Raw genomic sequence first — 12,810 nt, 5'->3', positions numbered from 1 at the left:
AGATTTCCAGGTGCCATGGCTTCGAGCCTTCTTCGGGCATTGGCCAAGCTGTCATCAAGATATGTGCCACCAATAATCTGCGCCTGGGCAGCACTTGGACGCCGCTTTCATGGGGGCCTCATGGGTTGGCCCATGGCAAACTGCCGTTGTGTCTGTCAGGTCATGGCAGTCCCTGGCAGTTTTTGGCAGTCCCTCCCGCCTTCAGTTAAGCTGCTTGAGTGCTTTTCCTGGTGCCTTATGTCCTATTCTTCGCGAGCAGTGCCCGACCCCGCCGTCCAGGCGCTGGTGTCCTATCTTGAGCATGACGTACAACCAACCATCGTGCTGGACACCGACTACAACATCCTGGCGGCCAATGCAGCTTATCAACGCCAGTTCGGTGTAGACGGCCAGCCCCCAATCGGCGGCAAATGCCACCGGGTATCCCATCACTATGCCGTGCCGTGCGACCAGGCCGGTGAGCTGTGCCCGATGCGCAAAGCCTGGGAGAGCCGCGCGCCGGAACGCGTACTGCATGTACATCACACCCCGCGTGGACCTGAACACGTGGATGTCGAGCTGCGTCCGATCCTCGACCAGCAGGGCGAGGTCGTGGCCTTTGTCGAGCGATTGACCAGCATCGCCGTGGCCTCGGCCCAACCCCAGCAGCAGGGGCTGGTAGGGCGCTCGCCGGCGTTCCAGGAGTCATTGGCCAGCTTACAACGTGCCGCCCCTGCGCAAATTCCTGTACTCCTGCAGGGCGAATCCGGTACCGGCAAGGAACTCTTCGCCCGTGCCTTGCACCTGGGTAGCCCGCGGGCCAATGGTCCGTTGGTAGTGGTCGACTGCACCGGCCTGACCGAGTCACTGTTCGAGAGCGAACTGTTTGGCTACGAGAAGGGTGCCTTCACTGGTGCCCTGCAGCGCAAGATCGGCCTCGCCGAAGCAGCGCATGGCGGAACCTTGTTCCTCGATGAGATTGGGGAAGTGCCCTTGGCCATGCAGGTCAAACTGTTGCGCCTGATCGAATCTGGCAGCTTTCGCCCGGTAGGCAGCCTGCGCACCGTCCACTCGGACTTCCGCCTGATCTCGGCGACTCACAAACCGCTCAAGGAAATGGCCGTCGCCGGCACCTTCCGTGAAGACCTCTACTACCGCATCAGCGGCTTTCCCATCCGGTTGCCGGCGCTTCGGGAACGGGTGGGTGATTTGCCGCTATTGGTCGAAAGCCTACTGCAACGACTGGCCGGCAAGGCAGCGCCGCAGGTCGATAGCCAGGCCATGAAGCGGCTCAGCCTGCACAGCTTTCCCGGCAACATCCGCGAACTGCGGAACATCCTCGAGCGGGCACGGCTGTTTGCCGATGACGGCATCATCCGCGCCGAGCACTTGCCGGCAGAGCTGGGAAGCGAGGAGGGCAGAGCCGAACCGCTTGGTAGACGACGCTCCAAGGACAACCTCGGGCAACTGGCCCAGGCCCTGGAAAACTTCGACGGCTCACGCAGTGAACTGGCAAGGCATCTGGGTTTGAGTGAACGCACCCTGTACCGACGCTTGCGTGAACTCGGACTTTGACCCCAGAAACGACAAACCCCGGCAAAGGCCGGGGTTTGTGTTTGGGGTATGTGAGCCTGATCAGAAGTCCAGGTTCGATACCGCCAGTGCGTTGCTTTCGATGAACTCACGACGTGGCTCGACGGCGTCGCCCATCAGGGTGTTGAAGATCTGATCGGCAGCGATCGCGTCTTCGATGGTCACCTTGAGCATACGGCGCACGGTTGGGTCCATGGTGGTTTCCCACAGCTGGTCTGGGTTCATCTCACCCAGACCTTTGTATCGCTGGATGGTGTGGCGCTTGGTACTTTCGGTCATCAACCAGTCGAGTGCTTCCTTGAACTCGTTGATAGCTTTCTTACGCTCGCCACGCTGAACATAAGCGCCTTCGCCGAGCAGGGTGCTCAGTTGTGCGCCCAGGGCGGTGACGGTGCGATAGTCGTTGCTGCCGAAGAAGTCGCGGTTGAAGGTGACGTAGCTGGCCAGGCCATGGGAGGTGATTTCCACTTCCGGCAGCCAGACATTACGCTCCTTGTCTTCGCGCAGGCTGGCCTTGTACAGCAGGCCCGACTTCTCGCTGGTACGCAGACGTTCTTCGAACTTGCCCAGCCATTCCTGCATGGCAGCGTGGTCGCCCAGTTGCTCCAGCGATACGGCAGGCAGATAGACGAAGTGCTCGGTCAGCTCCTGAGGGTACAGGCGCGACAGGCGCTTGAGAGTCTTCATCACGGTGCGGAATTCGTTGACCAGGCGCTCCAGCTCAACGCCGGACACCGGTGGTGCGGATTCGTCCAGGTGCAGGCTGGCATCTTCGAGGGCCGATTGGGTCATGTATTCTTCCATGGCCTCGTCGTCCTTGATGTACTGCTCCTGCTTGCCTTTCTTGACCTTGTACAGCGGCGGCTGGGCAATGTAGATGTAGCCGCGCTCGACCAGTTCCGGGAGCTGGCGGAAGAAGAAGGTCAGCAGCAGGGTACGGATGTGCGAACCGTCAACGTCAGCATCGGTCATGATGATGATGTTGTGATAGCGCAGCTTGTCGATGTTGTACTCTTCGCGACCGATACCACAACCCAGGGCGGTGATCAGGGTGCCCACTTCCTGGGACGAGATCATCTTGTCGAAACGTGCTTTCTCGACGTTGAGGATCTTACCCTTGAGCGGCAGGATCGCCTGGGTCTTGCGGTTACGACCTTGCTTGGCCGATCCACCTGCGGAGTCACCCTCCACCAGGTAGAGTTCGGAAAGGGCAGGGTCCTTCTCCTGGCAGTCCGCCAGTTTGCCTGGCAGGCCGGCGATATCCAGCGCACCTTTGCGGCGGGTCATTTCCCGCGCCTTGCGCGCTGCTTCACGAGCACGCGCGGCGTCGATCATCTTGCCGACAACCGCCTTGGCTTCGTTGGGGTTCTCCAGCAGGAAGTCGGAGAAGTACTTGCCCATCTCCTGTTCCACGGCAGTTTTCACTTCCGAGGACACCAGCTTGTCTTTGGTCTGGGAGCTGAACTTAGGATCCGGTACCTTCACCGAAATGATCGCGGTCAGGCCTTCACGGGCATCGTCACCGGTAGTCGAGACCTTGTTCTTCTTGGCCAGGCCTTCCTGCTCGATGTAGTTGTTCAGGTTACGCGTCAATGCCGAGCGGAAGCCGACCAGGTGCGTACCACCGTCACGCTGCGGAATGTTGTTGGTGAAGCACAACAGGTTCTCGTTGAAGCTGTCGTTCCACTGCAGGGCGATTTCCACGCCCACGCCGTCTTCACGCTGAACGCTGAAGTGGAACACCTGGTTCACCGGAGTCTTGTTGGTGTTCAGGTACTCAACGAAGGCACGCAGACCGCCTTCGTACTTGAAGTACTCTTCCTTGCCCGAACGTTCATCCTTCAGCAGGATGCCAACGCCAGAGTTGAGGAAGGACAGTTCACGAATCCGCTTGGCCAGGATGTCCCAGCTGAAGTGGATGTTCTTGAAGGTTTCAGCCGACGGCTTGAAGTGGATATGGGTACCGGTGGTTTCGCTCTCACCAACGATTTTCATCGGCGCTTGAGGCACACCGTGAACATAAGTCTGTTCCCAGATCTTGCCACTGCGGCGAACGGTGAGGATCAACTGCTCGGACAGGGCGTTCACCACAGATACACCTACACCGTGCAGACCGCCGGATACTTTGTAGGAGTTATCGTCGAACTTACCGCCAGCGTGCAGGACGGTCATGATGACCTCGGCGGCGGATACGCCTTCCTCTTTATGCACGTCAACTGGAATGCCGCGACCGTTGTCGCGAACACTGATGGATTCATCCGGGTGAATAATTACGGTGATGTCATCACAGTGGCCGGCGAGTGCCTCGTCGATCGAGTTATCGACCACCTCGAACACCATGTGGTGCAGGCCGCTACCATCATCGGTGTCGCCAATGTACATACCGGGACGCTTGCGCACGGCATCTAGCCCTTTCAGCACTTTAATGCTGGAGGAGTCGTACGTTTGATTTTCGCTCATGCCTTCACTCCCGATGGTCGTGGGTCTGGGTGATACGGCCCTGTTCCACGTGGAACAGAGCAACTGGCGTTTCCGTCTGCCAGCCTTCCCTCAATAATTCGTGGTCTACACAGGTGATAAATACCTGGCAGCGTAAGTCTTCCAACAAGCGGCAAAGTGCGCGGCGGTGTTGCTCGTCCAACTCTGACGGCAAGTCATCCACTAGATAAATACATTGGCCGCGCCGAGCCTGGCTGACCAAATGTCCCTGGGCGATACGCAACGCGCAAACCACAAGTTTTTGCTGGCCCCGAGAAAGAATATCGGCGGCATTATGAGCGCCGAGTCTCAGGCGCAAATCAGCTCGTTGTGGCCCGGCCTGGGTATGGCCCATCTGCTGATCTCGTTGCAGGGACGAAGCGAGGACTTCACTGAGTTCTCGATCCTTGTCCCAGCCACGGTAATAGCTCAGGGTCAGCCCTTCGAGCTCGACCAAATCGCTCAGGGTTCGCTCAAAGACTGGCTTCAAGGCCTTGATGTAATTTCGGCGGTATTCATCTATTTCAGCACTGGCCAGGCACAGCTCTCGGTCCCAGGCCGCTTGCGAAACAGCGTCAAGTGTACCATGCCGCAACCATGAGTTCCGCTGCCGCAAAGCCTTCTGCAGGCGTTGCCAAGTGGCCATGAAGCGTGGTTCCACGTGGAACACACCCCAATCAAGGAACTGCCGGCGAATTTTTGGAGCACCTTCGAGCAAGCGAAAGCTGTCCGGGTTGATCAATTGCAGCGGCAGAATCTCCGCCAGCTGTGCAGCACTGCGGGCGTTCTGCCCGTCGATGCGGATGGTGAACTCACCTTGCCGATCCCGCGAAATACCCAGGTTACTGGTGCCGCCTTCATTGAGCTCGACCTGACCGAATACCGTACAAGCCAATTGCTCATACTGAATCACCGGCGTCAGGCGGGTACTACGGAAAGAGCGGGCCAAGCCCAGTAGATGAACGGCTTCCAACACACTGGTTTTACCACTGCCGTTGGTGCCGTACAGGATATTGATGCGGGGGGAGGGAGAGAAGGTCACCGGGTGCAGGTTACGCACCGCGGTGACAGAAACGCGACTGAGGGACATCTAGAGTCTGCTGGACAAGTTACAGACGCATCGGCATGACAATGTAAGCGGAGTCGTCGTTGTCAGCTTCCTGCAGCAGCGCACTGCTGTTGGAATCCGACAAGATCAGGCGAACTTGCTCAGTAGTCATCACACCCAGTACGTCCAGCAGGTAGCTGACGTTGAAGCCGATTTCCAGCGAGCTACCGTTGTAGTCGACGCTGATTTCTTCTTCCGCTTCTTCCTGCTCGGGGTTGTTCGCCTGGATCTTCAGCTGGCCGTTGGCCAGTTGCAGGCGGATACCGCGGTACTTCTCGTTGGACAGGATGGCAGTACGGCTGAACGCCTCACGCAGCGCCTGACGATCGCCGACAACCAGTTTGTCGCCGCCTTTAGGAAGCACGCGCTCGTAATCCGGGAACTTGCCATCGACCAGCTTGGAGGTGAAGGTGAACTCTCCGGTAGTGGCACGAATGTGATGCTGGCCCAGGACGATGCTGACCATGCCATCGGGCTCGGTGAGCAAGCGCGCCAGCTCCAGGATGCCCTTGCGTGGCACGATGACCTGATGGCGATCGGCCTGGCCAATGTCGGCACGCATCGAGCACATGGCCAAGCGGTGACCGTCGGTCGCCACGGCGCGCAGGGTGTCAGTGGAGACTTCCAGCAGCATGCCGTTGAGGTAGTAGCGCACGTCCTGCTGAGCCATGGCAAAGCTGGTGCGCTCGATCAGGCGACGCAGACGGCTTTGCTCAAGGTTGCAGGTCAGAGAACCCGGGCCTTCTTCCACCGTCGGGAAGTCGTTGGCAGGCAGGGTCGACAGGGTAAAACGGCTACGGCCAGCCTTGACCACGATCTTCTGCTCGTCGAGCTTGATGTCGATCAGTGCGTCATTCGGCAGGCTTTTGCAGATGTCCATCAGCTTGCGCGCAGGTACCGTGATCTCGCCCGGCTCGGCAGGCTCCTCCAGTTGCACGCGGCCAACCAGTTCCACTTCCAGGTCCGTACCGGTCAGCGACAGCTGCTGACCCTGAACCACCAGCAATACGTTGGACAATACCGGCAAGGTCTGGCGGCGCTCGACGACGCCTGCGACCAGTTGCAGGGGTTTCAACAGGGCTTCGCGTTGAATGGTGAAATGCATGGTCTAGTCCCTTGCCTTAATAAGCTGCGCTGACGCCAATCACGTCGTCAGGGTCCGCAGCAGGTTCTTGTAGTCCTCGCGGATATCCGCATCGGATTCCTTGAGTTCGTTGATCTTGCGGCACGCATGCAACACCGTGGTGTGGTCGCGGCCGCCAAACACGTCACCGATCTCCGGCAAGCTGTGGTTGGTCAATTCCTTGGACAGTGCCATGGCCACCTGGCGTGGACGGGCAACCGAACGGGAACGACGCTTGGACAGCAAGTCGGAAATTTTGATCTTGTAGTACTCGGCCACGGTGCGCTGGATGTTATCCACACTCACCAGCTTGTCCTGAAGTGCCAACAGATCCTTGAGCGATTCGCGAATCAGCTCGATGGTGATGTCGCGCCCCATGAAGTGCGAGTGGGCGATCACCCGCTTCAGCGCACCCTCAAGTTCACGGACGTTGGAGCGAATGCGCTGGGCAATGAAGAATGCAGCATCATGAGGCAGGTCTACCTTGGCCTGGTCAGCTTTCTTCATCAGGATCGCGACGCGGGTTTCCAGCTCCGGCGGCTCGACCGCCACGGTCAGGCCCCAACCGAAACGCGACTTCAAGCGCTCTTCCAGTCCTTCGATCTCTTTTGGATAACGGTCACTGGTCAAGATGACCTGCTGACCGCCTTCGAGCAGGGCATTGAAGGTGTGGAAAAACTCTTCCTGGGAGCGCTCTTTACGGGCGAAGAATTGAATGTCATCGATGAGCAGGGCGTCTACCGAGCGGTAGAAGCGCTTGAACTCATTGATTGCATTGAGCTGCAGTGCCTTGACCATGTCAGCGACAAAACGCTCGGAATGCAGGTAGACAACCTTGGCGTTCGGGTTCTTCTTGAGCAGGTGGTTACCCACAGCATGCATCAAGTGCGTCTTACCCAAGCCTACGCCACCGTACAGGAACAGTGGGTTGTAGCCATGCTTGGGATTGTCGGCGACCTGCCAGGCAGCCGCCCGGGCCAACTGGTTGGACTTACCTTCGACGAAGTTCTCGAAGGTAAAGGTACGGTTGAGGTAGCTGGTGTGCTTGAGCGCACCCTCGACCTGCACGGTGCGTTGTTCGGTACGACCGCTTGGGGCCGGGGCGTTGTTGGACTCGCCCATCGAATCAAAGCTGTCACGCGAAGGCGCATCCTCGACTTCAGCCACCACCGGCGTAGCAGCGGGTGCCTGGACAGGCTCCTTGACCACGGCGGTTTGTGCAGCCTGAGCCTGGGAAGCAGCGACGGCCGCTGCCAATGGCGCATTGGGTGCAGCACGAGGTGCCGAACTGCGTCTGCTGCCTATTAATAAGGAAAGGGCAGGCGCAATGCCGTTGCCGTGTTCGCCCAACAGCTCGAGCAGACGGCTCAGGTACTTTTCATTGACCCAGTCGAGAACAAAACGGTTGGGCGCATAGACGCGCAACTCGTCGCCTTCGGCTTCGACCTGTAGCGGACGGATCCAGGTGTTGAATTGCTGGGCAGGCAGTTCATCGCGCAGAAGCTCCACGCACTGCTGCCAAAGTTCCACTGACACGGATATCCCCTGAGTTGAAAGCCGGTGAGGCAAAAACAAGCCGCCATTGTACCGAGCACCAGCGCAGTTATCCACATGCAGGTGCGCGAAGGGTGGCGATAAATCAGCAGCTTAGTGACCAAAATGGCCTTTCAGAACTGTGAATAAGCTCTGTGGATAACCGCGCCTGAGGTCTTTGCACAAGTGGGGGCTGAAATCGGTGGATAACTCACCTGTGGATAACCATCGTTTTGATCCACAGGTTTTCCGAGCATTCAACACAGCCGCAGCACGTCTTCTCGACAAGGTTTCAGATCTCTGTACATAACGTATATTAAGGCCTGTAGCATTTTATCCACAGAAATACTCCGCTTAAGTTCTATAAGTTTTACAGAAAAGCTTTAAATAATTCCTCTCTCTTTTTTTATGTTTAAGCACGTGTTGGTTCGCGAACCTTGGCTTACCGGTCAGCGGGTGTGATTTTCCGTCTATAAGGAAAACCTGGTTGGAAATTGACCTGTGGCCCTGCTTTCTCTAGAATCGCCGGTCTCTTAAAACGGGGGCCATTCCGGCCCGTTGTGGACGAACCAGGTAACACGCCATGAAACGTACTTTCCAACCAAGCACCATCAAGCGCGCTCGCACTCACGGTTTCCGTGCCCGTATGGCTACCAAGAACGGTCGTGCCGTTCTGTCGCGTCGCCGTGCCAAAGGCCGTAAGCGTCTGGCAGTTTGATTTTTCGGCACTGGTGGTGAGTCAGGACTTCAGTCGGGAAAAGCGTCTGCTTATCCCCCGACACTTCAAAGCGGTCTTCGACTCCCCAACCGGCAAGGTTCCAGGGAAAAACCTGCTGCTCCTTGCCCGCGAGAACGGTCTGGATCACCCCCGCCTGGGGCTTGTGATCGGGAAAAAGAGCGTCAAGCTCTCCGTTCAACGCAATCGCCTGAAACGCCTGATGCGCGATTCGTTTCGCCTGAACCAGCACTTGCTTGCAGGTTGGGATATCGTGATCGTCGCGCGCAAAGGGTTGGGCGAGATTGAAAACCCAGAATTGCACCAACATTTTGGCAAGCTCTGGAAGCGCCTCGCACGCAGTCGGCCCGCTCCAGTGGTGAACACCGACTCTGTGGGGGTAGACAGTCAAGATGCGTAAACTGGCGCTCGTTCCGATCCAGTTTTACCGTTATGCCATTAGTCCACTGATGGCCAGCCACTGTCGTTTCTACCCCAGTTGCTCCTGCTATGCGCTAGAAGCCATCGAAAACCATGGCCTTCTACGCGGTGGGTGGCTAACCGTTCGTCGCCTGGGGCGTTGTCATCCGTGGAATGCCGGCGGTTTTGACCCGGTTCCGCCAGCTCCCTCTTCCCGTTCTTCTTCGATAGCCGAGTAATCATGGATATTAAACGCACGATCCTGATCGTCGCCCTGGCAATCGTGTCCTACGTTCTGGTCCTTAATTGGAACCAGGACTACGGCCAAGCTGCCCTGCCGACTCAGAATACTGCTGCCAGCAATGTTGCCCCGGCCCTGCCGGACACTGCGCAGGCCGGCAACACTGGCGCCAGCGCCGATGTGCCGAGCGCCAACGCTGAATCCAGCCCTGCCGAGCTGGCTCCGGTTGCAGTCAGCAAGGACCTGATTCGCGTCAAGACTGATGTCCTGGACCTGGCTATCGATCCAAACGGCGGTGATATCGCTCAGCTGATGCTGCCGAAGTATCCGCGTCGTCAAGATCATCCGGATATTCCGTTCCAGTTGTTCGACAACGGCGGCGAGCGTACCTACCTGGCCCAAAGTGGCCTGACCGGCGTCAACGGTCCGGATGCGCGCCCAACCGGCCGCCCCCTGTATGCCGCTGATCAGAAAACGTACCAGCTGGCTGATGGCCAGGACCAAATGGTTGTCGACCTGAAGTTCAGCGACAACGGCGTCAACTACATCAAGCGCTTTACCTTCAAGCGCGGTGAGTACGACCTGACCGTTACCTACCTGATCGACAACCAGAGCGCACAGCCCTGGACCGGTAACCTGTTCGCGCAACTCAAGCGCGACGCGAGCTCGGATCCATCCTCGAGCACCGCTACAGGTACCGCGACTTACCTCGGCGCAGCCCTGTGGACAAGTTCGGAGCCCTATAAAAAAGTGTCGATGAAAGACATCGACAAGGGAAATCTGAAAGAAAATGTTTCCGGTGGCTGGGTAGCCTGGCTGCAGCACTACTTCGTTACCGCCTGGATTCCAAACAAGTCTGACAACAACATCGTTCAGACCCGTAAGGACAGCCAGGGCAACTACATCATTGGCTTCACTGGCCCGGCGCTGAACGTAGCGGCTGGCGCCAAAGGCGAAACCAGCACCGTGCTGTACGCCGGTCCCAAGATTCAGGAGAAGCTCAAAGAGTTGTCCCCAGGTCTGGAACTGACCGTCGACTACGGCATCCTGTGGTTCATCGCACAGCCTATTTTCTGGTTGCTGCAACATATCCACAGCCTACTCGGCAACTGGGGCTGGTCGATCATCGTCCTGACCATGCTGATCAAGCTGCTGTTCTTCCCGCTGTCGGCCGCCAGCTACAAATCGATGGCACGTATGCGCGCCGTGGCTCCGAAACTTGCAGCCCTGAAAGAACAACATGGTGATGACCGGCAGAAAATGTCGCAGGCCATGATGGAGCTATACAAGAAAGAGAAGATCAACCCGCTGGGTGGCTGCTTGCCAATCCTGGTGCAGATGCCGGTCTTCCTCTCGCTGTATTGGGTTCTGCTGGAAAGCGTCGAGATGCGTCAGGCACCATGGATGTTCTGGATCACTGACCTGTCGATCAAGGATCCGTTCTTCATCCTGCCGATCATCATGGGTGCAACCATGTTCATCCAGCAGCAGTTGAACCCGACTCCGCCGGATCCGATGCAGGCCAAGGTGATGAAGCTGATGCCAATCATCTTCACCTTCTTCTTCCTGTGGTTCCCTGCAGGTCTGGTGCTGTACTGGGTTGTGAACAACTGCCTGTCGATCGCACAGCAGTGGTACATCACTCGCAGTATCGAAAAGGCTACCAGTAAAGCCGCTGCTTAACGGGTTAGTCAGCTAACCTGTGGACAAACGCCCCCTCGTGGGGCGTTTTGCTATCTGTCGTTTTTGTTGTGAGGCTTCGAACATGAACACTGTGCGTGAAACCATTGCCGCCATCGCTACCGCCCAGGGACGTGGGGGAGTGGGGATCGTGCGGCTTTCCGGCCCCCTGGCAAAGCAGGCCGGGCTGGCTATCTGTGGTCGTGAATTGACGCCACGCCATGCCCATTACGGGCCTTTCCGGGCTGAAGACGGCCTGGTTCTGGACGAAGGAATTGCCCTGTTCTTCCCCGGACCGAACTCTTTCACCGGTGAAGACGTCCTGGAGCTTCAGGGCCACGGTGGTCCGGTGGTGTTGGATATGCTCCTGCAGCGCTGTGTACAACTGGGTTGTCGCCTGGCCCGGCCGGGCGAGTTCAGCGAGCGGGCATTCCTCAATGACAAACTCGACCTCGCCCAGGCCGAAGCGATTGCAGACCTGATCGAGGCCAGTTCTGCACAAGCTGCGCGCAATGCCTTGCGCTCGTTGCAGGGTGAGTTCTCCCGTCGAGTGGATAACCTCACCGAGAAACTGATCAGCTTGCGCATCTACGTGGAAGCGGCAATCGACTTCCCGGAAGAAGAAATCGACTTCCTCGCCGACGGCCACGTGTTGAGCATGCTCGATGACGTGCGCGCCAATTTATCCACAGTGCAGCGTGAAGCCGGGCAGGGCGCTTTGCTGCGGGATGGCATGACCGTGGTCATCGCCGGGCGTCCGAATGCCGGCAAGTCCAGTTTGCTCAACGTCCTGGCCGGGCGTGAAGCGGCCATCGTCACCGACATCGCCGGCACCACCCGGGATATTCTGCGTGAACATATCCACATCGATGGCATGCCCCTGCATGTCGTTGATACCGCAGGCCTGCGGGACACCGATGACCATGTGGAAAAAATCGGCGTGGAGCGTGCACTCAAGGCAATCACTGAAGCCGATCGGGTGCTGCTGGTGGTCGATTCGACGGCGCCCGAAGCCAGCGACCCCTTTGCCTTGTGGCCAGAGTTCCTCGATCTGCGTCCGGATCCTGCCAAGGTCACGCTGATCCGCAACAAGGCTGACCTGAGTGGCGAGACTATTGCCATGGAACAGAGTGAGGATGGCCACGTGACCATTACCCTCAGTGCCAAGGACACGGACATGGGGCTTGAGCTGCTGCGCGAGCACCTCAAGGCCTGCATGGGTTACGAGCAGACCGCCGAAAGCAGCTTCAGTGCGCGCAGAAGGCACCTGGAAGCGCTTCGTCAGGCCAGTGCACACCTTGAGCATGGTCGGGCCCAGTTGACCCTGGCCGGTGCTGGGGAGCTGCTGGCCGAAGACCTGCGCCAGGCCCAGCAGGCCCTGGGTGAGATCACCGGCGCCTTCAGTTCCGACGACCTGCTGGGTCGAATTTTCTCCAGCTTCTGCATCGGCAAGTAAGCGTCGTTATTCACAGCCGGGCCTGCAACGGGCCCGGCTGACGCACTTTTATCCCCTGACTCCCTTCTATTCAGGACAGCGACTGCGCTCGTCCTGTCTTCTCACGCGCCTGCCTTTCCACATTTCTGTGCAATAAGCCCTGTGGAAAACTCGCCTTCAGCTCCGTTGATAACTGGCCTTCAAAACTGAAGATAACTGCGCCTGTGGGTAAGTAGGGCTTTCATCCACAGGCTTAAAGCGCTTATCCATAGCACTCATGGCCACTAGACCACAGGGTTTTGAATCGCTGTACATACAGTAAATAAAGGCCTGTAGAGATCTATCCACAGAACAGGTGGTGCATAAGAATAAACATAAAAACAAAGCTTTAATAAATTTCTCTCTCTTTATTTCTATTGTTCGCCACTCATCCACAGCCTGGTTAAATTTTGTGCAAAAGGTTCCTTTAGAGGGGGGTAAGTCCCTATACTTGTGCGTTATTCCT

General features: G+C 57.7%; 10 protein-coding genes. 6 read left to right on the top strand and 4 right to left on the bottom strand.

Annotated features, from left to right (window positions below; genetic code table 11):
• Nucleotides 1–237 precede the first annotated feature (237 nt).
• Nucleotides 238–1,554 carry a sigma-54 interaction domain-containing protein gene (locus NPS58_RS19755; RefSeq protein WP_425313086.1) on the top strand — a complete coding sequence of 439 codons (1,317 nt, stop codon included), beginning with the start codon at nt 238–240 and terminating at the stop codon, nt 1,552–1,554.
• Between the two features lie 60 nt (nt 1,555–1,614).
• Here NPS58_RS19755 and gyrB read toward each other — a convergent pair whose 3' ends face one another.
• From gyrB to dnaA, 4 genes are read right to left on the bottom strand one after another with little or no spacing between them, the layout of a single operon-like run.
• Complete coding sequence (gene gyrB, locus NPS58_RS19750; protein ID WP_274116974.1) at nt 1,615–4,032, bottom strand: DNA topoisomerase (ATP-hydrolyzing) subunit B; 2,418 nt, start codon at nt 4,030–4,032, stop codon at nt 1,615–1,617.
• Between the two features lie 4 nt (nt 4,033–4,036).
• Nucleotides 4,037–5,140, bottom strand: a complete 1,104-nt coding sequence (recF, locus tag NPS58_RS19745; protein ID WP_028942563.1) for a DNA replication/repair protein RecF — start codon at nt 5,138–5,140, stop codon at nt 4,037–4,039.
• 19 nt (nt 5,141–5,159) lie between these two features.
• A complete protein-coding gene (dnaN, locus tag NPS58_RS19740) occupies nt 5,160–6,263 on the bottom strand; it encodes a DNA polymerase III subunit beta (protein WP_274116973.1) in 1,104 nt (367 codons plus the stop codon).
• A gap of 39 nt (nt 6,264–6,302) precedes the next feature.
• Nucleotides 6,303–7,817 (bottom strand): chromosomal replication initiator protein DnaA, encoded by a 1,515-nt coding sequence (gene dnaA, locus NPS58_RS19735; protein ID WP_274116972.1) that lies wholly within the window; start codon nt 7,815–7,817, stop codon nt 6,303–6,305.
• Between the two features lie 580 nt (nt 7,818–8,397).
• Here dnaA and rpmH point away from each other — a divergent pair.
• From rpmH to mnmE, 5 genes are all read left to right on the top strand, one after another.
• Nucleotides 8,398–8,532, top strand: coding sequence for a 50S ribosomal protein L34 (gene rpmH / locus NPS58_RS19730; protein WP_002551315.1), 135 nt, complete (start codon nt 8,398–8,400; stop codon nt 8,530–8,532).
• A gap of 13 nt (nt 8,533–8,545) precedes the next feature.
• Nucleotides 8,546–8,950: a ribonuclease P protein component gene (rnpA, locus tag NPS58_RS19725; protein ID WP_045186563.1), complete on the top strand. Its 405-nt coding sequence runs from the start codon at nt 8,546–8,548 to the stop codon at nt 8,948–8,950.
• Nucleotides 8,943–9,188: a membrane protein insertion efficiency factor YidD gene (yidD, locus tag NPS58_RS19720; RefSeq protein WP_082071379.1), complete on the top strand. Its 246-nt coding sequence runs from the start codon at nt 8,943–8,945 to the stop codon at nt 9,186–9,188. Before rnpA ends, yidD begins: the two co-directional genes overlap by 8 nt.
• 2 nt (nt 9,189–9,190) lie before the next feature.
• Nucleotides 9,191–10,873 carry a membrane protein insertase YidC gene (gene yidC / locus NPS58_RS19715; protein ID WP_274116971.1) on the top strand — a complete coding sequence of 561 codons (1,683 nt, stop codon included), beginning with the start codon at nt 9,191–9,193 and terminating at the stop codon, nt 10,871–10,873.
• 82 nt (nt 10,874–10,955) lie between these two features.
• Nucleotides 10,956–12,326 carry a tRNA uridine-5-carboxymethylaminomethyl(34) synthesis GTPase MnmE gene (gene mnmE, locus NPS58_RS19710; protein WP_274116970.1) on the top strand — a complete coding sequence of 457 codons (1,371 nt, stop codon included), beginning with the start codon at nt 10,956–10,958 and terminating at the stop codon, nt 12,324–12,326.
• Nucleotides 12,327–12,810: the final 484 nt, after the last annotated feature.

This window comes from Pseudomonas putida (assembly GCF_028682455.1).
Classification (GTDB): domain Bacteria; phylum Pseudomonadota; class Gammaproteobacteria; order Pseudomonadales; family Pseudomonadaceae; genus Aquipseudomonas; species Aquipseudomonas putida_AA.
This window is presented reverse-complemented; position numbering and strand designations above follow the sequence as displayed.